Origin of the sequence: Stenotrophomonas maltophilia, assembly GCF_900186865.1 — a bacterium.
Classification (GTDB): Bacteria; Pseudomonadota; Gammaproteobacteria; order Xanthomonadales; family Xanthomonadaceae; genus Stenotrophomonas; species Stenotrophomonas maltophilia.
The window spans coordinates 3,485,685-3,508,093 of record NZ_LT906480.1 but is presented as its reverse complement, the minus strand read 5'-3'; the positions used below and the strand labels follow the sequence as shown (position 1 = coordinate 3,508,093).

At 63.0% G+C, this 22,409-nt stretch carries 25 protein-coding genes; 11 read left to right on the top strand and 14 right to left on the bottom strand.

Features of this window, described 5'->3' with window-relative positions; all coding sequences use genetic code 11:
- Positions 1 to 90: 90 nt before the first annotated feature.
- Complete coding sequence (locus CKW06_RS16765; protein ID WP_032964285.1) at positions 91 to 486, top strand: hypothetical protein; 396 nt, start codon at positions 91 to 93, stop codon at positions 484 to 486.
- Positions 487 to 510: 24 nt separating this feature from the next.
- Here CKW06_RS16765 and CKW06_RS16760 read toward each other — a convergent pair whose 3' ends face one another.
- Positions 511 to 1,203, bottom strand: a complete 693-nt coding sequence (locus CKW06_RS16760) for an aspartate/glutamate racemase family protein (protein WP_024958010.1) — start codon at positions 1,201 to 1,203, stop codon at positions 511 to 513.
- A 156-nt stretch (positions 1,204 to 1,359) separates the two neighbouring features.
- On the opposite strand from CKW06_RS16760, the gene CKW06_RS16755 reads away from it, so the two are divergent.
- Entirely contained in the window at positions 1,360 to 2,001 is a 642-nt protein-coding gene (locus tag CKW06_RS16755) for a LysE family translocator (RefSeq protein WP_005410425.1), read from the top strand.
- Between the two features lie 94 nt (positions 2,002 to 2,095).
- Positions 2,096 to 2,269: a DUF1328 domain-containing protein gene (locus CKW06_RS16750; RefSeq protein WP_005410424.1), complete on the top strand. Its 174-nt coding sequence runs from the start codon at positions 2,096 to 2,098 to the stop codon at positions 2,267 to 2,269.
- A gap of 22 nt (positions 2,270 to 2,291) precedes the next feature.
- Here CKW06_RS16750 and CKW06_RS16745 read toward each other — a convergent pair whose 3' ends face one another.
- The 4 genes from CKW06_RS16745 to CKW06_RS16730 form a co-directional block, all read right to left on the bottom strand.
- The gene (locus tag CKW06_RS16745) at positions 2,292 to 2,624 is read right to left on the bottom strand and encodes an SMR family transporter (RefSeq protein ID WP_005414055.1); all 333 of its coding nucleotides are present in this window, start codon (positions 2,622 to 2,624) and stop codon (positions 2,292 to 2,294) included.
- Positions 2,625 to 2,637: 13 nt separating this feature from the next.
- Complete coding sequence (locus tag CKW06_RS16740) at positions 2,638 to 3,210, bottom strand: TetR/AcrR family transcriptional regulator (protein WP_012480869.1); 573 nt, start codon at positions 3,208 to 3,210, stop codon at positions 2,638 to 2,640.
- A gap of 88 nt (positions 3,211 to 3,298) precedes the next feature.
- Complete coding sequence (locus CKW06_RS16735) at positions 3,299 to 3,532, bottom strand: DUF1653 domain-containing protein (RefSeq protein ID WP_024958011.1); 234 nt, start codon at positions 3,530 to 3,532, stop codon at positions 3,299 to 3,301.
- Between the two features lie 12 nt (positions 3,533 to 3,544).
- Positions 3,545 to 3,829, bottom strand: a complete 285-nt coding sequence (locus CKW06_RS16730) for a hypothetical protein (RefSeq protein ID WP_024958012.1) — start codon at positions 3,827 to 3,829, stop codon at positions 3,545 to 3,547.
- Between the two features lie 403 nt (positions 3,830 to 4,232).
- Here CKW06_RS16730 and CKW06_RS16725 point away from each other — a divergent pair, with 403 nt between their 5' ends.
- The 3 genes from CKW06_RS16725 (at position 4,233) to CKW06_RS16715 (ending at position 5,508) form a co-directional block, all read left to right on the top strand.
- Positions 4,233 to 4,439 (top strand): hypothetical protein, encoded by a 207-nt coding sequence (locus CKW06_RS16725; RefSeq protein ID WP_005410418.1) that lies wholly within the window; start codon positions 4,233 to 4,235, stop codon positions 4,437 to 4,439.
- A gap of 130 nt (positions 4,440 to 4,569) precedes the next feature.
- On the top strand, positions 4,570 to 5,136 hold the full coding sequence (locus CKW06_RS16720) for a DUF3011 domain-containing protein (protein ID WP_005414052.1): 567 nt from the start codon (positions 4,570 to 4,572) through the stop codon (positions 5,134 to 5,136).
- A 168-nt stretch (positions 5,137 to 5,304) separates the two neighbouring features.
- Positions 5,305 to 5,508, top strand: a complete 204-nt coding sequence (locus tag CKW06_RS16715; RefSeq protein WP_005410416.1) for a hypothetical protein — start codon at positions 5,305 to 5,307, stop codon at positions 5,506 to 5,508.
- Between the two features lie 153 nt (positions 5,509 to 5,661).
- Here the strand turns inward: CKW06_RS16715 and dxs are convergent, their stop codons facing one another.
- From dxs to CKW06_RS16690, 5 genes are all read right to left on the bottom strand, one after another.
- Positions 5,662 to 7,569: a 1-deoxy-D-xylulose-5-phosphate synthase gene (gene dxs / locus CKW06_RS16710; protein ID WP_032964317.1), complete on the bottom strand. Its 1,908-nt coding sequence runs from the start codon at positions 7,567 to 7,569 to the stop codon at positions 5,662 to 5,664.
- A 105-nt stretch (positions 7,570 to 7,674) separates the two neighbouring features.
- Positions 7,675 to 8,340 (bottom strand): HNH endonuclease, encoded by a 666-nt coding sequence (locus CKW06_RS16705; RefSeq protein WP_005410414.1) that lies wholly within the window; start codon positions 8,338 to 8,340, stop codon positions 7,675 to 7,677.
- 544 nt (positions 8,341 to 8,884) lie between these two features.
- On the bottom strand, positions 8,885 to 10,675 hold the full coding sequence (locus CKW06_RS16700; protein ID WP_024958013.1) for an acyl-CoA dehydrogenase C-terminal domain-containing protein: 1,791 nt from the start codon (positions 10,673 to 10,675) through the stop codon (positions 8,885 to 8,887).
- Between the two features lie 65 nt (positions 10,676 to 10,740).
- Positions 10,741 to 11,217 carry an LEA/WHy family protein gene (locus CKW06_RS16695; protein WP_024958014.1) on the bottom strand — a complete coding sequence of 159 codons (477 nt, stop codon included), beginning with the start codon at positions 11,215 to 11,217 and terminating at the stop codon, positions 10,741 to 10,743.
- Between the two features lie 169 nt (positions 11,218 to 11,386).
- Positions 11,387 to 11,938 (bottom strand): lipocalin family protein, encoded by a 552-nt coding sequence (locus CKW06_RS16690; protein WP_024958015.1) that lies wholly within the window; start codon positions 11,936 to 11,938, stop codon positions 11,387 to 11,389.
- Positions 11,939 to 12,380: 442 nt separating this feature from the next.
- Between CKW06_RS16690 and CKW06_RS23835 the strand changes: the two genes are divergently transcribed.
- The 5 genes from CKW06_RS23835 to CKW06_RS16665 all read left to right on the top strand — a co-directional run bounded on the left by CKW06_RS23835 (position 12,381) and on the right by CKW06_RS16665 (position 15,637).
- Positions 12,381 to 12,743: a helix-turn-helix transcriptional regulator gene (locus CKW06_RS23835; protein WP_024958016.1), complete on the top strand. Its 363-nt coding sequence runs from the start codon at positions 12,381 to 12,383 to the stop codon at positions 12,741 to 12,743.
- The gene (locus CKW06_RS23830; RefSeq protein WP_024958017.1) at positions 12,727 to 13,275 is read left to right on the top strand and encodes a hypothetical protein; all 549 of its coding nucleotides are present in this window, start codon (positions 12,727 to 12,729) and stop codon (positions 13,273 to 13,275) included. The genes CKW06_RS23835 and CKW06_RS23830 overlap by 17 nt, the downstream gene beginning before the upstream one ends.
- Before the next feature lie 91 nt (positions 13,276 to 13,366).
- Positions 13,367 to 13,978: a type IV toxin-antitoxin system AbiEi family antitoxin domain-containing protein gene (locus tag CKW06_RS16675; protein WP_024958018.1), complete on the top strand. Its 612-nt coding sequence runs from the start codon at positions 13,367 to 13,369 to the stop codon at positions 13,976 to 13,978.
- Positions 13,979 to 14,067: 89 nt separating this feature from the next.
- Entirely contained in the window at positions 14,068 to 15,147 is a 1,080-nt protein-coding gene (locus CKW06_RS16670) for a helix-turn-helix domain-containing protein (protein ID WP_024958019.1), read from the top strand.
- Complete coding sequence (locus CKW06_RS16665) at positions 15,128 to 15,637, top strand: PIN domain-containing protein (protein WP_024958020.1); 510 nt, start codon at positions 15,128 to 15,130, stop codon at positions 15,635 to 15,637. The genes CKW06_RS16670 and CKW06_RS16665 overlap by 20 nt, the downstream gene beginning before the upstream one ends.
- Before the next feature lie 43 nt (positions 15,638 to 15,680).
- Here the strand turns inward: CKW06_RS16665 and CKW06_RS16660 are convergent, their stop codons facing one another.
- Genes CKW06_RS16660 through CKW06_RS16645 form a run of 4 tightly spaced genes read right to left on the bottom strand, consistent with a single transcriptional unit; the run spans position 15,681 to position 22,356 of the window.
- Positions 15,681 to 16,844 carry a Wadjet anti-phage system protein JetD domain-containing protein gene (locus CKW06_RS16660; RefSeq protein ID WP_024958021.1) on the bottom strand — a complete coding sequence of 388 codons (1,164 nt, stop codon included), beginning with the start codon at positions 16,842 to 16,844 and terminating at the stop codon, positions 15,681 to 15,683.
- On the bottom strand, positions 16,831 to 20,205 hold the full coding sequence (locus CKW06_RS16655) for an ATP-binding protein (protein ID WP_024958022.1): 3,375 nt from the start codon (positions 20,203 to 20,205) through the stop codon (positions 16,831 to 16,833). Before CKW06_RS16655 ends, CKW06_RS16660 begins: the two co-directional genes overlap by 14 nt.
- Positions 20,202 to 20,909 carry a DUF4194 domain-containing protein gene (locus CKW06_RS16650; protein WP_024958023.1) on the bottom strand — a complete coding sequence of 236 codons (708 nt, stop codon included), beginning with the start codon at positions 20,907 to 20,909 and terminating at the stop codon, positions 20,202 to 20,204. Before CKW06_RS16650 ends, CKW06_RS16655 begins: the two co-directional genes overlap by 4 nt.
- The gene (locus CKW06_RS16645; protein WP_024958024.1) at positions 20,896 to 22,356 is read right to left on the bottom strand and encodes a DUF3375 domain-containing protein; all 1,461 of its coding nucleotides are present in this window, start codon (positions 22,354 to 22,356) and stop codon (positions 20,896 to 20,898) included. Before CKW06_RS16645 ends, CKW06_RS16650 begins: the two co-directional genes overlap by 14 nt.
- Positions 22,357 to 22,409: the final 53 nt, after the last annotated feature.

The following is a 22,409-nucleotide window of genomic DNA, read 5'->3' as shown; positions in this document are numbered from 1 at the left end:
CATCGGTTTACACCTTCTTACATGTCTTCCACGCCTGTCGGCGCAGCCTGTGGCTGCCGTCACTGGTATGCGGGCGGACTGTGGGGGAGGATGCGCGGACCACGACGACCACAGGGGGTTGCGTTGATCAGCAGTACCGTCATTCATCGCTCGGCCGACGCAGGTGGCGCCGAGGTGCGGGTCCTGGACACTACGTTCAAGGGCAAGCATGTGTTCGTTGCCTGGGGGCTGCGCGGGCCGGAACTGACCCGCAGCGCGGACCCGGCTGCCACTGTGGCTGCGCGCAAGGCATTGCATGCCGTTGCCGGGCATAGTGAAGGGCCGCGCAGCCCGGAAGTGTTCATCGCCAACCAGTCGGCGGTGGCGATCACGGTCTATCGGCTGCTTACCGAAGCACGCTCCGGTGACGCCATCTTCTTCCTGTGCGATTCATCGGCGGTGGTCGAGTGGCTGATCACCGCGCTGGAAGTGCAGGGCGCGGACTGATTCCGCGCTCCGGCGCGCATTGATTCAAGCCAGGGCCGTGTCCACGGCGGCCCGCGCATGCAGGGCGGTGGTATCGAACAGCGGCACTGCACTGTCTTCCGGGCGTACCAGCAGCATGATCTCGGTGCAGCCAAGAATGATTGCTTCGGCACCGCGCGCCACCAGTCGCGCGATCACGCCGGCATAGACCTGCCGTGAGTGCTCGCTGACCACACCAGCGATCAACTCCTGGTAGATGATGTCGTGCACGCTGCGACGATCATCGGCTTCGGGTACCAGCACCTCCAGTCCGAAGCGATCCTGCAGTCGGCCGCGGTAGAAGTCCTGTTCCATGGTGAAGGCGGTGCCGAGCAGGCCCACCTTGCGTGCGCCTGCCTGCACGATGGCCTGGGCGGTGGGGTCGGCGATATGCAGCAGCGGCAGCGTGCAGGCCGCCTCGATGCGATCGGTCAGCTTGTGCATGGTATTGGTGCAGATCAGCAGCAGGTCGGCGCCGCCCGCCTGCAGGCGCCGCGCGCCATCGACCATGTGGTCACCCAGGGTGTCCCAGTCGCCTTCGTGCTGCAGCTGCTTGATGCCGGCGAAATCCACCGACCACAGCAGCAGCTGTGCCGAGTGCGCACCGCCGAGCCGCCGCCGTACCTCCTCGTTGATGAACCGGTAGTACTGGGCCGAGCTTTCCCAGCTCATGCCACCGATCAGGCCAAGGGTCTTCATGCGCCGCTCCGTGCCAGGAGCCCTCATTGCAGCACAGATGGTGCCCGGTTGCCGATGGCGGCGATCTGTAACCACCACATCCATGCTGCGCTGTGTGTGCCGCGGCAGGCCCGGCGCACTCTATGCTGGTTGGATCTTCTGAAGTGGATGTGCGCTATGGCCCTGCATACCTGGTGGTGGTTCCTCGCCACGGTGTTCGTTCTGTGTGGTACGCCGGGGCCGAACATGCTGCATATCCTCGGTCGCAGCGTCGGGCTGGGGTTCCGTGGCAGTGTGCCGGCGATGGCCGGCTGCCTGCTGGCGATGCTGCTGGTGCTGGCGGCCTCCGCAGCAGGCCTGAGTGCGCTGCTGCATTCCTCGCCGATGCTGTTCGAGGTGCTGCGCTATCTGGGCGTGGCCTATCTGGCCTGGCTGGGCCTGAAGGCATGGCGTGACAGTTGCCGGCCGGCACCGCCGGTGACGGTCGATGCTACGCCGCCGGTTGCGGCCTCGCTGGGCGCGTGGAAGGTGTTCCGTGGTGGCCTTCTGGTGGGCCTGAGCAATCCCAAGCTGCTGCTGTTCGCGGCGGCGTTCCTGCCGCAGTTCGTCGACCCATCACGCGGCCAGGCGCTGCAGTACAGCGTGCTGGTGGCCACCTTCGCCGCGTGCGAACTGTTCTGGTACGTGATGTATGCGGCCGGTGGCCATGGCCTTCGCCGCTGGTTGGCCAAGCCGTTTGCGCGACGCTGGTTCGAGCGCCTGGTGGGCAGCGTGTTCCTGGCGTTTGCCGTCGCGCTGCTGCGCTTCCGTCCGCGCTGATTCACGCCGCGCACGCGGCCTGTTCACGATTGCCGCATCGGCCACGGCCTAGCCTGATCATCCAGTACGCAGTCCCCGCAGGGAAAGGTTTGACATGATCAAGTGGGCCATCATCTTCGCCGTCATCGGTGTGATCGCAGGCGTGCTCGGCTTCGGTGGCATTGCCGGTGCCGCGGTCGGTATCGCCAAGTTCCTGTTCTGGGCCGGCATCATCATCGCCGTGGTGCTGTTCCTGCTCGGCATGACCGTAGCGAAGAAGGTCAGCTAGCGTTGATCGCGCAGCAGCGTGCTCAGTGCGCGCTGCTGCGCGAGAACAGGTTGATCACCAGTACGCCGGCGCAGATCAGGCCGATGCCGGTCAACGCCGGTGCATCCAGGCGCTGCTTGAACACCACCAGCCCGATCAGTGAGATCAGCACGATGCCGACGCCGGACCAGATTGCGTAGGCGATGCCGGTCGGGATCGACTTCATGGTCATCGACAGCAGGTAGAAGCACAGCCCGTAGCCGACCAGTGCGCCCAGTGTCGGCGCCAGCCGGCTCATGCCGTCGGATGCCTTCAGCAGTGATGTGGCAATCACTTCCAGCACGATGGCAGCGGCAAGGTAGAGGTAGGGATTCATCGAGCGCTCCAGCTCACTGCGGGTCGCACAGTTTCAGGGCCTGCTCGGCCATGGCCAATGCATTGGCACGTTCTTCCTCGTCCAGCGGACGCCCATAGGCCGTGGCCCAGTAGCCATCGGCAGCGCAGCGCGCCGCGTACAGCCGTGGGTCGCCGGCTTCGCCAGGGAACTCGGCCAGCATCGCGCGCTTCCAGTTGCGCCAGTGCGCAAGCAGGCCCGGTTCCATCAGGTTGCCCAAGGTCAGGCCGATGTCGTTGTCCTGCTCCTGCTGCAGCAGATGCTCGAAGTTGGCCTGCACATAGGCGCGGCTGAAACGGCCATGGCCTTCGGGGTTTTCCTGCAGCAGGGCGCGCACGCGCGCTTCGAATTCTCCAATCAGCGCTCCGATGGCTTCATCCACCAGCACCTGCTTGCTGCTGAAATGATGGAACAACGCACCCTTGCTGACACCGGCGGCCTGCGCGACGTCCTGCACGGTCAGCGCGGCCAGGCCGTTACGGCCGATCACTTCAATGGTGGCCTGCAGCAGTGACTGGCGCACGCTGTCGGGCGCCTTGCGGCGCGAACGGGAGGGGGATGCGGACATGGCGGGAAGAAACCGACTGGACGGTACGATTGTAACGCAGGCCCGCCGCGTTACCGCGCGCTGCCGGCCATGGCCGGCAGCGGAACCCTCATGCGTCGACGCGGGCGAAACGCGGTTGCGGTCCGTGCTCGCCGGGCACCTGCTCGACGAACATGGCGTACGGGCGTACCCACAGGCCACCTTCGCCATACAGCGCGCGGTACAGCACCATCGGCTGCAGGGTCTCGCTGCTGCGGACGATGTCGAGCACTTCGTACTCGCCGCCCTTGAAGTGGCGGTAGCGGCCTAGGGCCAGGGTGGGGAGCGGACTCAGCTCAGCCATGGGCGGCGCGACTCACTTGCGCGCCTGGCTGGCCGGCTTCGCGCAGTAGGCATCGATGGCTTCGGCGGTGTTGGCCAGGCCCTGTGCCTGCGCCAGTTCCCACGGACGTTCGCAACGCTGGCTGTGCTCGCACCACTGGTAGCCGGCCGAACCGATGCAACCGTGGGCATCGCGGTCGCCACCGACCTTCGGCGTGGCGGGCGAAGTGGCCGCCGTATCGGCACGCGCAGCGGCCTGATGCTGGTTGGCACAGGCGGACAGCACCAGCAGGGCTGGAATCAGAAGAAGCGCTTTCATCGGGCGGACTCCGTGCCTAAAGCGACAGTGTCTGTCGCAAATAGCCCTGCAGCAAGCGCTCAGTGCATGGCGGCGCGGATCAGTTCCTCGATCAGCACGAGGTAGCTGGCCACGAAATAGAACTTCAGCAGCGTCCAACGCTGCTGCGAGAAGAAGGTGCGCATGTGGAAGGGGCCCCTGTTGATGACGGTAGTGTGAAGCCCGGCTGACTCCGTGACAAGAATCACGGAATGAACAGGCTAAATGGACTCAGGGATGTGAGGGCAGGCAAGGGCTGACCGGAGGGCGCGGCATTTTCGTACAAATCTGATGGGCCACCCCTGACGTGATCGCTAGCCTGAAGGTGTACCGGCACGTGGACCGTCCGCCTGCCGTCGCATCCTTCCATCCGCAGGAGCCCCTCATGGTCATTACCGTTCAACGCAACGCCCGGCACTGGTCCGTGCTGGATCCGCAGGTGCATGACGCAACCCGATATGCGCGGGGCGCCGAGGCTTTCGATGTCGCCGCGGCGCGGGCCCTCGAGCACCACCGTCGCACCGGCCAGCGCAGCACGGTGCGGGTCGAGGCGCTCGGCAGCGCGGTGGATGCCCTGCACGTAGGAGACTGATGCCGGTCGTTGCGTGCAGTCAGCTACGGTTGCGTTGTTTGAATGGGGAAAAACCGGCGTCACGCGCCCCCCTGTGCGCCGTGCCGGGAATCCCGGATGCTTGCGCCATCGTATTCATCTGGAGATCTCGATGGGCAAGGCACTCACCTGGCGTACCCTGGCCTGCACCCTGCTGCCGATGCTGGCGGCGGCGGGTGGCGCCCAGGCGCAGAGCTATGGCTACGGCTATGACGACGACCGCTACGGTGGCCGCGAAGGCAGCGGCATCGTGCGCTGCGAGTCGATCAAGAACCGTAGCAACGAGTGCCGTCTGGAGGGCCGCGCGCGGATGATCCGCCAGTTGTCCGGCTCGCCGTGCGTGGAAGGTGAGACCTGGGGCCAGTCGCGCTATGGCGTCTGGGTGACCCAGGGCTGCCGCGCCGAGTTCGTCGGCGAGTACCGTCGTGGTGGCGGCTGGGGCAATGGGGGTGGTTGGGGCAACGGCAACGGCAACGGCAACGGTTGGGGCGGCGGTGAGGTGATCACCTGTCATTCCAATGGGCATCGCCAGGAGTACTGCGACGCCCGCATCCGCCGCGGCGTGCGCCTGGTTCGCCAGGATTCGCGCAGTGCCTGCATCGAGGGCCAGACTTGGGGCTGGGATCGTCGTGGCATCTGGGTCAGCGACGGCTGCCGGGCACAGTTCCAGGTGAACTGAGCGTGCCCCTCTAAAATCAGAAAAATCTGATACAGCTCACATTTTGAATTGCCGTATCTTCTGCGATCAGGGCATCTCTGTGTGTCCCTGATCTGTTGCGACGATGCCTGCCGTGATCGGCAGGAATGTCCCGCTACCGTCGATACGCTGCCTCAAGGAGTGAGCCGCATGTTGATCCGCCTGCAATGCGAACAGCGCCAATGGCGCGTGCTGCATCCGGACCGGCCGGAGCCGATCGATTTCCGCGACGGTGCCCGCGCCTTCGACTTCGCTGAAACCCTGGCGCGCCTGCACTTTGTCGATACCGGGCAGCGCGCCGCGGTGCGCGTGGAAGCCAGCGGCGCCTTCGTGGAAGCGGTCAGCTACGGCTGAGGGCGGGGGTGTCAGGCCAGATCCTGTTTCCGGGTCCCGCTATCCACGCATGGCGTGGATCTACTGCGGAACCGGGGTCGACCCACGCCATGCGTGGATGCAGACGCAAGGTAGATCCACGCCATGCGCGGATCCACTGGGTGGCAATCGACCTCAGCCCGCCGCGCTCAGCGGCGGGGTACCTGTGGCCAGCTGCGGCCAACGCTTGAGCACGGCCGCACGGATGCCCGCGGCGTCGATGCCTGCTTCGGCCAGCAGGTCCTCGCGGCTGGCATGATGCTGGTAGCTGTCGGGCAGGCCCAGGTGCAGGATCGGGCGCAGCACGCCTTCGGCATTGAGCAGCTCGCCGACGCCTGAACCGGCGCCACCGGCCACCACGTTGTCTTCGATCGTCACCAGGCCTTCGTGCTGGGCGGCGACAGCAAGCACCAGCTCGCGGTCCAGCGGCTTGATGAAACGCATGTTGACCACGCTCAGGCCCAGTTCGCGGCCGACCTGCTCGGCGGCGGCCACGGTGCTGCCGAAGGCGAGCAGGGCAATGCGGCTGCCCTGCAGGCGCAGTTCGCCCTTGCCGATCGGCAGGGTGGAAAGGTCGGTGCCGGCTGCAACGCCGGTGCCGGTGCCGCGCGGGTAGCGCACGGCGGCCGGGCCCGGGTGCTGCAGGCCGGTGCTGAGCATCTGCCGGCACTCGGCTTCGTTGGACGGTGCCATCACCACCAGGTTGGGCACGCAGCGCAGGAAGCTCAGGTCGAGGTTGCCGGCATGGGTCGCACCGTCCGGGCCGACCACGCCGGCGCGGTCGATCGCGAACAGCACGTCCAGGTCCTGGATCGCCACGTCATGTACCAGCTGGTCGTACGCGCGCTGCAGGAAGGTCGAGTAGATCGCCACCACCGGCTTGCCACCCTGGGTGGCCATGCCGGCGGCGAGGGTGACCGCATGCTGTTCGGCAATCGCCACGTCGAAATAGCGCTGCGGGTATTCCTTGCTGAAACGCACCAGGCCGGAGCCTTCGCGCATCGCCGGCGTGATGCCGTACAGGCGGGGCTCGGCGGCGGCGGCATCGCACAGCCAGTCGCTGAACACATCGGTATAGGTCGGCTTCTTGGCACCGGCCTTGGCCACCAGGCCCTTGTCCGGATCGAACGGGCCCACGGCGTGGTAACCGATCTGGTCGCCTTCGGCCGGCTCGTAGCCCTTGCCCTTGGTGGTCATCACGTGCAGCAGCTTCGGGCCCTTGGAGGCGCGCAGCGTCTTCAGCGTGGACAGCAGGGCGGGCATGTCGTGGCCGTCGATCGGGCCGGTGTAGTGGAAGCCCATCTCCTCGAACATCGTGGACGGCACGAACATGCCCTTCCAGTGTTCTTCCCAGCGCTTCACGAAACGCGCCGGGTTGTTCTTCTTGTCACCGAGGATCTTCTTGCCGCCTTCGCGCAGCGCATTGAGCGTGCGGCTGCCGGTGGCACGGCCGAGCATCTTGGTCAGGCCGCCGACCGCCTCGGAGATCGACATGTTGTTGTCGTTGAGGATCACCAGCAGGTTCGGTTCCGGGTCCATGCCGCCTGCGTGCATCAGCGCTTCGAAGGCCATGCCGGCGGTCATCGCACCGTCACCGATCACCGCCACGATCTTGCGGTCGTCGCCTTCGGACTGGCGGGCAATGGCCATGCCGAGTGCCGCCGAGATCGAGGTGGAGGAGTGGCCGACGCCAAAGGTGTCGTATTCGCTCTCCTCGCGCTTCGGGAATGGCGCGACGCCGTCCTTCTGCTTGACGGTGTGGATCTGGTCGCGGCGCCCGGTCAGGATCTTGTGCGGGTAGGTCTGGTGACCGACATCCCAGACCAGCTGGTCGACCGGAGTCTGGTACAGGTAGTGCAGGGCCACGGTGAGTTCGATCACGCCCAGGCCGGCGGCGAAGTGGCCACCGCTCTTGCCCACCGATTCGATGAGGTAGGCGCGCAGTTCGTCGGCAACCGCCCTCAGTTCGGATTCGTCGAACGTGCGCAGGTCATCCGGCGTCTGGATGCGCGCGAGGCGGGGATAGCGGGCAGAGTCGATCATCATGTTCGCACTTTTTCTGAATGCCCATTTTCGCCCTCAAACGGGGGTGGGGCAAGCAAACGCCGCCGTCCGTGACAGGACGGTGAGGGTTGCATTTTCAGGCGTTCAGGTGCTCAGCTTCGACCGCTTGGGCAATTGCGCCTTCAGGAAGGCCATCTGGTCGGCCAGGATGTTGCGGTTGGACAGGATCAGGTGCTCGATCCAGCTGGGCCGGTAGGGCACGGCCAGCAGCGGCATTCCGGCCTGCTGCGGGGTGCGGTCGCTCTTGCGCGAGTTGCAGTGGAAACAGGCGGTGACCACGTTTTCCCAGCAGTCCAGGCCGCCCTTGGACAGTGGCACGACGTGGTCGCGGGTGAGCGTGGGGCGGTTGAACTGCTGGCCGCAGTACATGCACAGGTGGGCGTCGCGGGCGAACAGGGCCGGGTTGGTCAGGTTCGGCGTGGGGTCGATCGCGCGGGAGCGGGCATGGCCGCGCGCGGCGATGATCGGGTGCAGGTCCATGCCGCTCTGCAGGCCGCTGAAGCGATTGGTGCCGCCGTGGATGTGCAGGCAGGGATCGCCCAGCGTCCAGGCCACCGCTTCGCGGGCGTAGAGGCACGCCGCATCCTGCCAGGTGATCCAGTCTAGTACGCGTCCGTGGGCATCAAGCGAGAGCAGCCGGACCGAACCGGGGCGATGCAGCGTCGTGGCGTTGGGCGATGCTTCGGCGCCCGGAGCAGAAAACGGAGCTCCGGCTTCGATCAGACCCAAGCGTGTAGTGTCTGTCTCCATCGGGAGAACAGCTTATACCTGAATGTTGACGATTTGTGTATCGCCTGTCGGCGATACGCAAATCGCAACGATTCAGGTCCGCGCATTCCTCCTATCCCCCGCACCTGTCGGTGCGCCCCCTTTAGCAACCCAGCCCGCCGTTGGCGCGCTGGGTTGCCCGCGCATTCTTCCTAATCCCCGCGCCTGTCGGCGCGCCCCCTTTAACAAAAGGGGGCTCTTCTCCAGAGGGATTTAGGGGGGTCTCATCCACGCGTGGCATGGATCTGCAGTAGCGGAAATCTGTCGAAGGCGGGGTGGGTCCGGTTGCGGGGGCGTGAGCGCCATGGATGGCGCGATCAAGGCTACATGGGTGAGGGCGCTTTGCTTGCGAAGCACTGCTTCGCAAGCGCCCGAACGCACAGCCGCCAGCGGCTGGGCCGGGCCCCGGAGGGGGACTTGCGCCGTCCCCCGCAATTGGACCCACCTCGCCATCCCGCAGGAAGCCAGCTGTTGCGGTTGCCGGCCAGCGGCCGGCACTACCGCGGGTGCCGGGCGGCAGCCCGGCTCAGGCGCCGAAGCGCTCGTCGTCCATCGCCATCAGCGGGGCGGCGCCGGCCTGGATCGCGGCGGCGTGGCTGAGGGTGCGCGGCAGCACACGGGCGAAGTAGAAGCGAGCGGTTTCGCGCTTGCCCTCGGCGAAGGCGGCGCCGTGCGCGCTGGCGTCGGCGGCGGCCACGCTGCGGGCCCACCAGTAGGCCAGTACCACGTAGCCCGAATAGAACAGGTAGTCGTAGCTGGCCGCCCCCAGTTCGTCTGGATTGCCGGCCGCGCGCTGCAGCACGTCCAGGGTCAGCTTGCCCCATTCGGCGGCCTTGGCGCGCAGCGGGCCGATGAACTCGGCCAGCGCTTCGTTGCCTTCATGCTCCTTGGCGAAGGCTTCGATCTCGGCCAGCATCAGCTTCAGGCCGGCGCCCTGGCTGGAGGCGGTCTTGCGGCCGATCAGGTCCAGCGCCTGGATACCAGTGGTGCCTTCATACAGCGTGGTGATGCGCGCATCGCGGGCCAGCTGCTCCATGCCGTGTTCGCGGATATAGCCGTGGCCACCGAAGCACTGCAGGGCGTTGTAGGTGTTCTCGATGCCCCATTCGGTCTGGCAGGCCTTGGAGATCGGGGTCAGGAAGCTCACCAGGGTATCGGCGCGCTCGCGCTCGGCGGCGTCCTCGGCGTGATGGGCAACGTCGATCAGGGTGGCGGCGTGCAGGGCCAGCAGGCGGCTGCCCTCGACCAGCGACTTCACCGTCAGCAGCATGCGGCGCACATCCGGGTGCACCAGGATCGGGTCGGCCGGCTTGTCCGGGAATTTCGCACCGCTCAGGGCGCGCGACTGCAGGCGTTCACGGCTGTACTTCAGTGCGTTCTGGTAAGCGCGCTCGGACAGGCCGATGCCCTGAAGGCCGACGCCCAGGCGCGCGGTGTTCATCATGGTGAACATGGCCTGCAGGCCCTTGTGCGGCTGGCCGACCAGGTAACCCTGCGCACCGTCGAAGTTCATCACGCAGGTGACCGAACCCTTGATACCCATCTTGTGCTCGATCGAGCCGCAGCGCAGTGCGTTGCGCTCGCCGACATTGCCATCGCGGTCGACCTTGAACTTGGGCGTGACGAACAGCGAGATGCCCTTGGCGCCCGGAGGGGCGTCGGGCAGCTTGGCCAGCACCAGGTGCACGATGTTGTCGGTCAGGTCGTGCTCGCCGGCGGTGATGAAGATCTTGGTGCCGGTGATCGAGTAGCTGCCATCGGCGTTCGGCTCGGCCTTGGTCTTCAGCAGGCCCAGGTCGGTACCGCAGTGCGGCTCGGTCAGGCACATGGTGCCGGTCCAGCGGCCCTCGATCAGCGGCTTGAGGAAGGCCTCGTGCTGCCAGGCCTCGCCGTGCTGCTTCAGCGCTTCGATGGCGCCGTGCGAGAGCAGCGGGAAGTTGCCCCACGCCAGGTTGGCGGCGTTGATCATTTCGTTGAGCGGCACGCCAAGGGTGTGCGGCAGGCCCTGGCCACCCAGTTCCGGCGAGGCGGTCAGGCCGGTCCAGCCGCCATCGACGAACTGGTCGTAGGCCTGCTTGAAGCCGGGCGGGGTGGTCACTTCACCGGTGGCCTGGTCGAGCACGCAGCCGATCTCATCGCCAACGCTGTTGAGCGGGGCCAGCACGGTGGCGCTGAAGCGGCCAGCTTCTTCCAGCACGGCATCGACCACGTCGGCGGTGGCGTCGGTGAAGCCCAGGCGGGCGAACAGGGGTTCGACCTTGAGCACGTCGTGCAGGGCGAAACGGAGGTCGGAAAGCGGGGCGGTGTAGCTGCTCATCGGTACGTCTCGATTTGATCAGGGCAGGGGAGAGCGGCGCCAGGCGCCGCGACGGAAGGTGGAAATCAGCGCAGCACGCCCGGCAGGCCCGGGGCCTGGTTGAGGGTGCTGCGGCTGCTGATGTCGAAGCTGCGCTGCTTCTTTTCCTGCGGCGTGGCCGCGACCGTTCCCTTCAGGCCATAGGCCAGGGTGCGGTTGCCGGCCAGTGCATCGGCCACCACCAGGCGTGCGGCCGAACTGGGCACCAGGTCGACATTGATGACATCCGCGGAGGTGCCGCCGATGGAGATACCGGGCTTGGCCTGCAGGGTGCCGGCCTCGGCATCGCCGACGGTCAGCGCCAGCGACACATCATCGAAAGTCATCGGCATCGAGCTGAAGTTCTGCAGGCGCAGCGCCACGGTCCAGTTGCCGTCGGCGCGCACGGTCAGCTGCTGCAGGCTGGCCGCCGGTTCCGAAACACGCTTGACGATGCCGTTGCCACAGGCGGCAAGGGCGAGGGTGCTCAGGACGATCAAGGCGATACGGAAACGGTGGAGCATGGGCGCAGGTCCTCTGGAGGCGGTGCGTTGGAATAAGCATACTACGGCGTATGGTCGTTTGGATCGCCTGTGGCGAGCCGTCGCAGAGGGTAGCGCGTGAAGATGGCGGCGGGGCGTGCGCAGCGCTGGATCTTCGGGCGCACGGTGCGCGTACGGATTGAACTGCGGCTCAATCGGCGGGCGTATCGCGAAGCGGGGCCATCAGGCGCAGCGGGCGCAGGTCGTAGCCCATGGCTTCGGCTTTTTCCTTCAACTGCTCGAACCGGGCGCGGTCCATTTCCGGCAGGCGCGAGAGGATCCACAGGTATTTCCGGTCCGGTTCACCAACCAGGGCCCACTGGTAGTCCGGGTCCAGCGCCAGCACCCAGTAGTCGGCCCAGACCAGTGGCACCCAGCTCAGCCAGTCCGGAACGAAGCGCACCTGCAGTTGGCCGGGATGGCCAGCCACCGGGCGTGCAACGCCTTCGGCGATCACGCGTTCTCCGTCGGCTTTGCGGCAGGCATTGGTGACACTGATGCGGCCATCGCGGCGCAGCCCGTAGTTGGCGGTGATCTCGCCGACGCACTGCTTCTGGAATGACACCGGCAGGTGAGCGATCTCGTGCCATTGGCCTGCATAGCGGTCGATGTCCAGCGTGTCGACTGCACGCACCGGTTCGGCGGCGATCACCGGGGCGGCGGCCAGCAGCAGGCAGGCGAGCAGGGTGGGGCGCAATTGCATCGGCAGGCTCCGGCAGGAATCTGCAGCGTAGGTGCCGCGGCGGGTACCGGTGTAAATGTTTCGTCAACCAGACGGCGGTGGCCCGGCATGGATCGAGGCCATGGAAGGGGCCAGCGCCAGGTAGATCCACGCCATGCGTGGATGGCAGGCCGCACGCAAAAAAAAGACCTGCATTTCTGCAGGTCTCTGAAGATGGTGGTGTAGTTTAACAGAAAACCAAACCCACATATCAGCAGTCTCTCAGCCCCGGTCGGAAGCCTTGAGACCTTCGCGCGATTCCGGGGAAGGATTTCGCGCAGCCGCGCATGCCCATGATTGTAAATTCAGAGAGGCTGATTGGCACTCGCAGTTGCCGTGACTGCCAAGGAATCTCGGGGCTGCAACTTGGCTTTCCTCTCGTTTGTCGCCGTAATGCCCGGCACGAACGACGAAAGGACATGCCATGCAAACCGAACCCGCCTTCACCGAAACCGAGCTTGCTCGGCGGTGGAACGTCAGCATCAAGACCCTACAACGCTGGCGCAGCGAAGAACGAGGCCCGCCGTATATCAAGCTCTCAAAGGCCGTCCGCTATCCAGTGGATGAGATCGTCACCTATGAGCAGGTGAACCGCCAGGGCATGTCCAACGAAGTGCCGCTGCCATCCTTGAACGACGCGCAGCCCGTTGTCGAATCTCCCGCGCCCGCCGCCCCTGAGCCAAAGCGGTACTACTTGAGCGAGGCCTTCGCACTCATCGCGCAGTACGGCAGTCTTGAAGCGGCCGAGGCCGCGCTGACGGAGGCGCGCGATGAAGCCCAAGGTTGATGCCGATAGACAGGGTGTTGTGGTCAGCCCGGATGAGCCAGTCATCACGTATCCGGTCCTCGATGAAAACCAGTTGTCCTCGAGGTGGAATCTCTCACCCAAGACGCTGCAAAAGTGGCGCTCGGAAGGAATCGGCCCACCCGCCTGGCACCTCAACAGATCTGTTCGTTACCTTCTGATGGAGGTCGAGACCTTCGAGCGCAAGGCTCGGGTCACTTGGAAATCCCCTAGCGGACGCCCGTTGTCCGAATCATCTCCCACAGCACGTGAAGACGCCATCGAGCAGATGATGCAGAAGCGGCCTGAACGCCGTGATCGGGTTTTCTACTCCGCCAAAGATGTAGTCGACATCACTGGCTTGCCCGGTTACTGGATTCACCAGAATCAGGAACGCCTGCGGCTGGGCATTCCGTTCTATCGGATCGCAAACGGTGACGTCATCCGCTTCAGCATCGAGGAGATCTTTCTCTGGGAGATGCACCACCTGCGCCCATGCCGGTACCCGGCGAGAGGGAATGCTGATGCCCCGTAGTTGATGCAGTCCTTGGCGATGTGCATGGCCATACGTTCCGATATTTCGTTGATTATTTGAAATTGGAGAACAAATGGAACACACTCCATCAATGCTCTCCGAGACCCACACCCAGCGCATCCTTGATCTGGCTAGCCAGAGAGGGCTGCTGCGCGCCAGCGATTTGGACGCCATCGGCACGCCCCGGGTCATCCTGACGCGCATGACTGCCGCAGGACTGCTGGAACGGGTCGGGCGTGGTCTTTACCGTCTGCCAGGCACACAGGTAACGGAATTCGAGAGTCTTGCCCTTGTCGCCACCAGGGTGCCACAAGCCGTGTTCTGCCTGCTCTCCGCACTCCAGTTTCACGGGCTGACCACCCAACTACCTCGTCAAGTCTGGATCGCCATGCCACGCGGTAGCCACTCACCCCGGATCGACTATCCGCCGATCCGGATGGTTCAGATGGCCGGTAGCGCTCATCTGGCAGGCATCGAGGAGCACTTGTGCAATGGGGTGAAGGTGCGGATCTACAACCCGGCCAAGACCGTGGTCGATTGCTTCAAACATCGCAACAAGATCGGGCTAGATGTGGCTCTGGAGGCATTGAAAGACGCCTGGAGGACGCGCAAGGCGTCCGCAGACGATCTGTGGCGCTACGCTCAGGACTGCCGCGTCGCCACTGTGATTCGACCCTACATGGAGGCAGTCGCCCACGAGTGACGCCACAGCCTTCGAGACGGACGGGCTTCTCTTTGGTTTAAATTTTTGGTAGGATCACGGTTGTTTTAAACCCAACCCAAGGAGGCGTCATGATTGCAGATCGCATTCGTCAAGCACGATTGGCGGCAGGTCTGACCCTGGGTGCGTTGGGTGAACAGGTGGGTGTTTCTCACACCGCCATCCAGAAGTACGAGAAGGGTCTGCTGACGCCCTCGTCGTCTCAACTGCTCAAGCTGGCCCGCGCCTGCGGCATCCGGACCGAGTACTTCTTTCGAACGCATACGGTTGCACTGCTGCAGCCCGAATTCCGCAAGCTCTCGACCTTTGGCAAGACGGCGCAGGATGCGCTGAAGATCAAGGTCGTCGAACTGGTGGAAAAGCGCGTGGAGTTGCTCGGCGCATTTCCCGAATTGCCGTTCCCGGCGTTTGCACCGCCCGCGAATCTGCCTGAGCAGATCACCTCGCTCGATGAGATCGACGCCTTCTCGGATACGGTCCGCAACGCTTGGCAGTTGGGGCTGAATCCGATTGCTGACCTAACCGACACCCTCGAAGGCCTTGGCTTGCTGGTCATCGTGGTCGATGAAGAGAATCCGGGCTTCTCTGGCTTGACGGCCAAGGCACGAACCGAAGATGGCCGGGAGTATCCGGTCGTGGCTGTCTCCAAGCGCTGGCCCGGTGATCGGCAGCGGTTCACGCTGGCGCATGAGCTGGGGCACCTGCTGCTCGAAGGACGGCTGGCTGACGGCATCAATGAAGAGAAAGCCTGCGACCGGTTCGCCGGTGCCTTCCTGGCTCCGCGTGTCGCGGTGTTGCAGTTGCTTGGCGCACAACGCCATGCCTTGGAATGGCAAGAGTTGTATGTGCTCAAGCACGAGTTCGGTCTGTCGATGACCGGATGGCTGCAGCGCGCCAAACAGTGTGGCGTGATCACCGAGGCCGCTCACGTCTCTATGTTCAAGCGGTTTTCGGCCAAGGGCTGGCGCAAGACTGAGCCTGGCGAGCCACTGCCGCAAGAGCATCCACGACTGTTTGATCAGTTGGTGTACCGCGCCTTGGCCGAGCAATACATTTCCGAAGGCAAGGCGGCGGAACTGCTGGGCATCCCGATGATGCGCTTCCACAAAGAACGCCAGCTGGAGTCATCGGATGCGGTTGCTCATCAGTGATGCGAACATCTTGATCGATATGGAAGCGGGAGCGTTGATGGAGACGCTCTTTCAGCTTCCGATGCAGTTTGGCATCCCTGATCTGCTGTACTACGAAGAAATTGAACCGGGCAGTCCGGGCCTTGAAGACTTGGGCTTGCAGGTCATGGAGGTCAGCGGCGACTTCGTAGCCTATGCCCAGCAGTTGCCAGGCCAGCACAATCACCTACTTCCCGCGAAAAACGGCCCCAAGCCCAGTCACAACGACTACTTGGCACTGGCGCTTGCGAAGCAAGAGGCCTGCACCCTACTCACGGGCGACACCAATTTGCGAATTGTTGCCAACAAGGAACAGGTCAACGTCATGGGCACCATTGGGTTGCTGTGCGCCATGATCGAGAACCAGCTGCTGACTGTCGACGACGCCTTCAAGGCACTCGACCGAATGAAGTCGGGCAAGCGACGGCTGCCCTGGCCAGAAGCCGAAAAAGTGTTGAACGCGCTGCGCTGATCTGGGGGCGCCATCGGCAGCCAACTGCTACAGGCCGCTGGCTCTAGGCAAATGACCGTTGCAACACGTTCCATGCGGCAGTCCAGTCGATCCGCTCCTGTTCCAAGCGAACGTTTTGCCCCCAGCGCTGCTGCTTGAGATCCCGATAAAGTTGCTGCTCATCCTTGGTCAGGAGCGTCAGTTCCGCTGCTGAATGCTGCGCCGCCTCGTCCACCCACAGTGCCTTGTGTCGAAGCAAAGTCTCTTCGTCCATGAGCACGGATTGCAACTCTGGAATGTATGAACGGGCGCGATGCAGAATGGCAAATCCATGGGTGTCCAAGTCACCCCAGTAGATGCACTTCGCGCGGGCAAGCCAAGGTAGCCGGGCCAACACGTCGACGTTATAGCCAAGGCGCATGAACACGACAGCGCCCGGCATGTCGGACATTGCCAGTCCCGTTTGAAGGTTCTCGACAATGAACACATGCGAGACAGGCCAACTGATACCCGCGAGGTCGTCAACCGGCGCAGTGATGTCACCCACGCCGCCGACATGAGCTCGCAACGACTGATCCAGCACCCTCATGCGCACAAGGAGTGGTGGAGCCTTCAGGCCACACCGCTGGTAAAAATCCACGTCGCTGGATGAGTCCTCCTGTATTGCGGCCACCAGATCCGTCAGCAGCCCTTTGCGCCCATCAAGCCATTTGCTGTCCAGTCCTGATACCGGCAGCTGGCGGGGATACAGGTTGGAGTTCGGATGGCTCGCAATCCAATCCAGCATCTCTGTCAGCCTTTGATAGTCGGCATCGCTGTAATCTGCGAGGACATCAAAATATTTCGGCAACTGCTGCGCAAGAACCGGCCAGCGAGCAGTCAGCGTCTGATACCGAGACAGGGCGCGAACCCACCGTGCAGATGCACCGATCCACAGGGCAACATCTTCAGGGCCTCGTAACGCCAGTTTCTCGGGCAGTCGCTGAACACCAAGCGCTTTCCACCGGCGCTCACTCCACGACAAGGAGCCGACTCCTTGCCAACCTTGCCATGCGCTCACCCAAGCGCGAACGCTGTCAACTTGTCTCAGTGCAGCCTGCTCCGTCGGAATGCCGAGGGGAACTTCCAGCGGCCAGTGGACCTCACCCGGATCACCGATCAACCACTCGCGGTGCTTGCTTTGAAAGCGACGGGCAAGAAGCTGCCGAACATCTTCAGGGAGCTTCAACGTTAGCCTCCTCTCGAGCGTGCTCCGGCAGCTTCAACCGCTGACGGTCACCGTCGTACTCGATCAGCAGAACGCCTGATACTCTCCGATCGCTGATATCGACGAAGCAGGCGCCACCGATGAATGGCTCAAGGGTCATGACGGACTTCAACGGTGTAGCGACCACCATCTGGAATCCGAAATTGGTAAAGATGTTCATCGCCAAAGCGGTGAACTCGTTATCAGCCTTGTCGAAGGCTTCATCAAGCACGACGGGCGCGTACATCGGCACGCCGTGGTCGTTCCCGCCCAGCTGATACCGCAATGCAGCGGCCAAGCACGTGGTGGCCAGCTTCTGTCGTTGACCGCCAGACTTGCCTGCTCCGCTGCGGTAGATCTCGACCTCGACGCCGCTTTCATCGATTTCCCTTCCGATGAACTCCACATGTTGTCGAACGTCGAGCACGGTTTCACGCCAACGTTTTTGCTCGGGGTCCTGACTGGCGAGTCGATCAACAAGTCGGCGTAGGGCCAGGAACCGTGCCTCGGCAAACTCGCGGTCCTCCGTCCACGCATGGCTCAGAGCCTGCTGGATTTCCTGCTTGAACTCCTTGACGTCGACAAGCTGCCGGTCGCTGGCATCGATGTGGAGATAGGTGCGTTGATTGGCGCTCTGATTGAAAGGCACCTGGCCAAGACTGTCGTTGACGAGATCCATCCGCTCAAGGATGGCTTTGCGCGCATCGTTCAGGTAAGTGGAAAGTGCCGCCAGATTCTGGTGGCTTTGGTTTTGAAGCAGCTCGAAGAACCGCTGCTCATAGGCAGGCAAGCCATCCGTTTCCAGTCGAACCAATTTGGCGAAGAAGTCTGGCGCGCTGGCGAGGCTCGTGTCCATGTCGCCCGCGTCCATGGGCCACTGACGTTTGAAATCGGCGAAGCGCGCTTCTATTTCCTTCTCGCAGGCACCAATCCCACGGTTGACCTCTTCGATCTCCGCATTGAGTGCGCGTTCTACAGAGGTTGTCACCTTGTCGAGGTTGTCGAGCCGGACTGCATCTGACTGCTTGGCGAAGCGCTCGTCGAGTCCCGAAACCTGGTGGGGCGTCAAAGGAACGAGAGACGCGTCCTGTAGGAGCGATTCCAGTTTCTGCGTACTGGTCTTGATTTGGTCAAGAATCGAGTCGTGCGCGCGCGTTGCCTGGCGAAGCTCCTTATCAGCATCCTCGACGAGCTTCTTTTGCTTCTCGATCTGCTCACTGAGCTGCAGTAGGGTGGTGTTGCCTTCCCGCGCTTCGCGGATTTGCCGCTCAATGGTGGAGATGCGATCCAGCAATGGGAGCAGATCTATTTCCTGCCACTGGAGATTCACCAGCGTTTGGCACTGCATCGCTCGGGTTGCACGGTTCTTGTCTTGGTCGGAGAGTTTGTCGATCTCCCCGCCGAGGCGCGCAATCGCGTCAGCCTGCTCCTGCGCCTGAGCTTGAAACAGCCCGAGCTTCTCCCGGTTATCGAATCCGAGCACCCAGTTTCGTCGGTCGCCGACACTTCTGCGGTCGTCTTTCTCGTGCCGAGTTTTGCTGTGCTTGACCTGGCCCTCGCGGGTGATGGCGCGATCTGCGCTCCTGAACGACTGAATGGAATCGACGCACGCGTAATCGAAGCGTTGCCGCAGTTCTGCCTGGAGCCAATCAGCGTAGGCTCCCTCTTTGACGTTCAGCTTGAGTACGAGCGAGTTAGCCCCGATTGGCTTGGCCTGCCACGTCTCCGGACGGCCAGTCCGGTAATACACCAAGCGCTGCCCAAGGTGGGTGGTGTTGATGTGATTGGCCAGCGCGGAATACTGGCGCTCGTCCACAAGGAGTGAGAGCGCAAAGCCGTGCAGGACGCGCTCAATGGCCCCCTGCCATTCGGCCTCGTCAGGTTTCACTTCGACGAGTTCGCCAACAAAGGGAAGTGCCGACTCCGCGATCCCGATGGCGGTGGCGATATTTCGGCGCATTTCCAGCATGTCGGCTGGAATGTTCGATGGCTGGCGCTGGAGTGCCTGCACCTCTTTCACTGCTTGCGAAAATGCTGCCTCAGCGTCCCTTTTTTCTCCTGCCAGGCGGAACTGTTCTTCGCGGTTCGCGTTGCTTCGCTGCTCCCAGTTTTCAACCTCCTGCCGCGCGTTGCCCAACAGTTCCGCGAAGGCTTGAGGCGAATCAGGGAGGCTCCAGCCCAGCTTCTTGCAAGCCTCTTCAGCCTGACCACGTTTGCGCAGGCGATCTGTGCGCTGGCCCTCCAGCCCCGATTTCTCAGCCTCCCATTGCTCGATCTGATCACCGCCTGCCTCACGGTGCTGTCGCTCCAGATCGCGCAAGGTTGCGGCGTGGTTATCCAGAGTGCTTTGACGTCGCCCCACTTCACCTTCTGAGCCGTTGGCTTGCACCTCCAGGGCTGCCACGTGCTCCTTGAGAAGCTCAATGCGTCGGGTTTCCCGGTAGCCATCAACGCCCAGCCGAAGCTCCTCCAGTCCATTACGTTGCAGCATCAACGAGTCCCTACGCTGATGCTGCTCCCGTGCTGGCGCGAGCGTTTGAACCTGTTCGCGGGCCGTGACTACCGCCTGGTGGGCAGCATTGAGTTCGCCAAATTCACTAACCAAGCGATCCGCTACCTCGAAGGTCTCGGGCTTGTCGAGCATGAAGTCGCGCAGAAAGGTATTGAGGTCGCCGAGGTTTTTAGCCGACTGGGTTTTGTGCAGCAAACGCAGCGCCATTTCGCTCTCGATGCCGAGCAGACGGCAGAACCGTTCGCAATAGGGACGAAATTCGTCGCGGGCGAATGCCTCCGGGAAGGACTGCTTGAGCTTTCGGATGTCGAAGTTTGACTGACCAAAGTCCTCCAGCTCGCGCAGGTCAAAGGCCCGCTCCATCACAAGGTAGTGGCGTTTGACGTCGGCGCTACCGTTTGCATTACCGCGCAGCCAGAACACCTGAACCAACACCACAGACTGGCCCAAGGCGTTCTGGTAGCTCAGTGCCAAGGCTGACCACGTTGTCCCCGAGCGCAGGTAGCGCGTCGCGATCTCACCCGACTCCCCATCCTTCTGTTCTGCCCACGCACCACGTATGTAGGTGACGAGGTTCCGGTCTCGGCCACTGCGGTCTGCCTCGCGCGCAGCAGCGTTGAAATCGATCCAGCGAGGTGGCGTCAGCAACGCCGAAAATGCATCGAGCAGTGTCGACTTCCCTGCGCCGGATCGACCCACAAACAAAAAGCCTCGCTCGCTGATCGGCACGTCGTGCAGGCCGGAGAAAGTACCCCAGTTGTATACCTGCAGGCGGGTCATGCGGAACTGCTCGCGGGCAAACAAGGAGACGGTTTGGGGTTCCGAGATCATTGGTCGGCCTCCTCGTCAGCGTCGGTCTGAGTCAGTTGCGCTGGCGTCTCTCCGGCGGCCATACGCTGATACAGGTGCGTCAGCGCTTGTATTTCCTCGGCTGAGAATAGGAGCTTCAGCGTCGGCGAAATCTCGAAGCGATCCTCGCTTGAGCGAATTTTCTGCAGGATGCTGTGCTTCTTGATCTTCTCGATGGAGGCGTGAACCCGTTTCACGAACCCTGCACGGTCGGTGTTGGCGGCGCGCTCATAGAGGGAGAGAAACTCCGTGATCTCGTCTGTCGAAACCACGGCGCGGTCACCCTGCGAATCGGCTTGGGTCAATCGCTGCCGTAGGTGGAGCAGCAGAATGGAATCAATGAACGTCAGCTGGGCGCGACGCAGCAGGAGGGGCACTTCGAGGTCACCGGTATCTGCCTGGCGCGTGAAAGCCACTTGTACATCCCGGTCGATAACCAGTTCGAGAAACAGTTCGGCAAGACGCCGACGGATCACCGCTTCGTCTCGCACCAAGATCGGCCAGAGTTTTGGATGCCGACGTCCATCGAGCGACGGCCCTGCCAGCAGCTGCACCAAGGCGCGCCGGGTGTCCAGTGCCAACTCGCCGCTGTCGCCCAGGAACAGGGTGTTGGCAGGTGCCTGAGCAGCATCGGGTTCTTGTGCTTCGGCTGGCATTGCCGATTCGTCGTTCTCAGACCAGTTCATCGGCCCGCTCCTTCAAAAAGAAGATCTTTGGAATTCGGGCGCTACGACGCTCGTCGTCGCCTCCAACCCAGCCTACGGTTTCACTATGGTCGGCCTTGAACCCATGCCGACTGCCCAGCGCCAGCAGGCCGACGACGCTGCCCAGCCCCTGTGCAGCGGGGAACTGCTCCAGCACGTCGGCAATGGATGCATGGGAGCGTTGCTCCAGGACAGCCAGCACATTGGCCTTCAGTGTTCGGAAGTCGATCTCGGACTGTGCGACCAGTTCGCTCACAGACTCAAGGTCGATTGGCGGCGCATCCCCTTCTGCCATCTGCCCAGGCAATGCTTGCAGGGATGGGTCGTGCAGAACCCATTGAGACAAGGATCGCAACCGACTGCTCGTGAGCTCCAATGTGTACTGGAGCGTTTCAGTGGCCCTGACTTCATCTTTCAGGCTCAGTGCTGCGCGCTGAGCGTCTTTCAGCAGGTGATTGAGTCGACGTTGCTCGAGGTATTCACGACTCTGGACAAAGTGCTTCAGGCTGCGCGCGAAGGTCTGGAGCACCTCGTGAACCATGCCGCCCTGCTCAAGAAGGGTGCGCGTTAGCCGCAGAAGGAATCGTCGCTCCTTGGCTTCGAGCTGCCCCACGAACTCCCGCGACATGACACTATCGAGCGCCTGATCGAGCGTGGCCGCCTGTTCGGGGTCCGTAAGCAAACGCCAGAAAGCGGAGAAAGTCCTGCCTGCGTCGCTCTCTGAAATCAGGTCGATTCCGGCGAACAGCGAATCCAGCACATCCCCACGATTGCCATCGTTGTCCATGATGCGTTCACGGAGATCGCGATTCAATTGGTCGAACTGATCGCGGACGCGACGGAAATCACCGGCCAGATCGTCGGCCAGCGTGATGATCTCCCGCGTTCGTTCAAGCGCCGTTGTATGGGGCAGCACGCGCATCTGCCCCTTCTGGATGGCGTCTATCTCTTTGTCGATGCGGGCTTGCTCGGCCATTAGCCGGTCGATGCGGCGGAACTTGTCGGTGTCGGTGTCCTCGGCCAGTCGGGCCAAGGCCTCGATAACGAGGGTCAGGCGGCTTTCGGTCGCAGCTGAATGCGGCTGCGCCAGTCCAGAGACAAATCGAATGGCTTCGACAGCCGCTGTGGATAGTTCATATTCTTCTTCTGAAGCCCCAGCCGGGAAGCGTCGTTCCAAGTAGCCATCGGCGAGCCAGCTGGCGACATACGCCTGTGCCGTTTGGGGAAAGTCTTCGCCTTGGGCGCGCAGCTCTTCGAGATCCCTTGCGATGCGTTCGTGAAAAATGGAGGCAGGCAGGCTTCGCTCGCTCTCATACAGATGAGATTGAAGCAGGCCAATGACGGTAGGCCCGGTAGTCGAGGCAAGCAGACGCCACAGCGGCTGCGCCCGCATGCGCCGGTAGGTCGCGATGGCTTTGTCTGCTTTCACTCCCATGCTCCAAAGTGCGGGCATTGCCCGTCATGTGGTAATCACAATGCAAC

Bases quoted from the DNA above. Each gene is read 5' to 3' on its own strand.
- CKW06_RS16650 (WP_024958023.1), bottom strand. From the start codon at position 20,909: ATGAACTGGTCTGAGAACGACGAATCGGCAATGCCAGCCGAAGCACAA.
- CKW06_RS16755 (WP_005410425.1), top strand. From the start codon at position 1,360: ATGGCCCTGCATACCTGGTGGTGGTTCCTCGCCACGGTGTTCGTTCTG.
- CKW06_RS16705 (WP_005410414.1), bottom strand. From the start codon at position 8,340: ATGGAGACAGACACTACACGCTTGGGTCTGATCGAAGCCGGAGCTCCG.
- CKW06_RS16700 (WP_024958013.1), bottom strand. From the start codon at position 10,675: ATGAGCAGCTACACCGCCCCGCTTTCCGACCTCCGTTTCGCCCTGCAC.
- CKW06_RS16655 (WP_024958022.1), bottom strand. From the start codon at position 20,205: ATGATCTCGGAACCCCAAACCGTCTCCTTGTTTGCCCGCGAGCAGTTC.
- CKW06_RS23830 (WP_024958017.1), top strand. From the start codon at position 12,727: ATGAAGCCCAAGGTTGATGCCGATAGACAGGGTGTTGTGGTCAGCCCG.
- CKW06_RS16760 (WP_024958010.1), bottom strand. From the start codon at position 1,203: ATGAAGACCCTTGGCCTGATCGGTGGCATGAGCTGGGAAAGCTCGGCC.
- CKW06_RS16745 (WP_005414055.1), bottom strand. From the start codon at position 2,624: ATGAATCCCTACCTCTACCTTGCCGCTGCCATCGTGCTGGAAGTGATT.
- CKW06_RS16740 (WP_012480869.1), bottom strand. From the start codon at position 3,210: ATGTCCGCATCCCCCTCCCGTTCGCGCCGCAAGGCGCCCGACAGCGTG.
- CKW06_RS16665 (WP_024958020.1), top strand. From the start codon at position 15,128: ATGCGGTTGCTCATCAGTGATGCGAACATCTTGATCGATATGGAAGCG.
- CKW06_RS16725 (WP_005410418.1), top strand. From the start codon at position 4,233: ATGGTCATTACCGTTCAACGCAACGCCCGGCACTGGTCCGTGCTGGAT.
- CKW06_RS16715 (WP_005410416.1), top strand. From the start codon at position 5,305: ATGTTGATCCGCCTGCAATGCGAACAGCGCCAATGGCGCGTGCTGCAT.
- CKW06_RS16720 (WP_005414052.1), top strand. From the start codon at position 4,570: ATGGGCAAGGCACTCACCTGGCGTACCCTGGCCTGCACCCTGCTGCCG.
- CKW06_RS16765 (WP_032964285.1), top strand. From the start codon at position 91: ATGCGCGGACCACGACGACCACAGGGGGTTGCGTTGATCAGCAGTACC.
- CKW06_RS16675 (WP_024958018.1), top strand. From the start codon at position 13,367: ATGCTCTCCGAGACCCACACCCAGCGCATCCTTGATCTGGCTAGCCAG.
- CKW06_RS16695 (WP_024958014.1), bottom strand. From the start codon at position 11,217: ATGCTCCACCGTTTCCGTATCGCCTTGATCGTCCTGAGCACCCTCGCC.
- CKW06_RS16730 (WP_024958012.1), bottom strand. From the start codon at position 3,829: ATGAAAGCGCTTCTTCTGATTCCAGCCCTGCTGGTGCTGTCCGCCTGT.
- CKW06_RS23835 (WP_024958016.1), top strand. From the start codon at position 12,381: ATGCAAACCGAACCCGCCTTCACCGAAACCGAGCTTGCTCGGCGGTGG.
- dxs (WP_032964317.1), bottom strand. From the start codon at position 7,569: ATGATCGACTCTGCCCGCTATCCCCGCCTCGCGCGCATCCAGACGCCG.
- CKW06_RS16670 (WP_024958019.1), top strand. From the start codon at position 14,068: ATGATTGCAGATCGCATTCGTCAAGCACGATTGGCGGCAGGTCTGACC.
- CKW06_RS16735 (WP_024958011.1), bottom strand. From the start codon at position 3,532: ATGGCTGAGCTGAGTCCGCTCCCCACCCTGGCCCTAGGCCGCTACCGC.
- CKW06_RS16750 (WP_005410424.1), top strand. From the start codon at position 2,096: ATGATCAAGTGGGCCATCATCTTCGCCGTCATCGGTGTGATCGCAGGC.
- CKW06_RS16690 (WP_024958015.1), bottom strand. From the start codon at position 11,938: ATGCAATTGCGCCCCACCCTGCTCGCCTGCCTGCTGCTGGCCGCCGCC.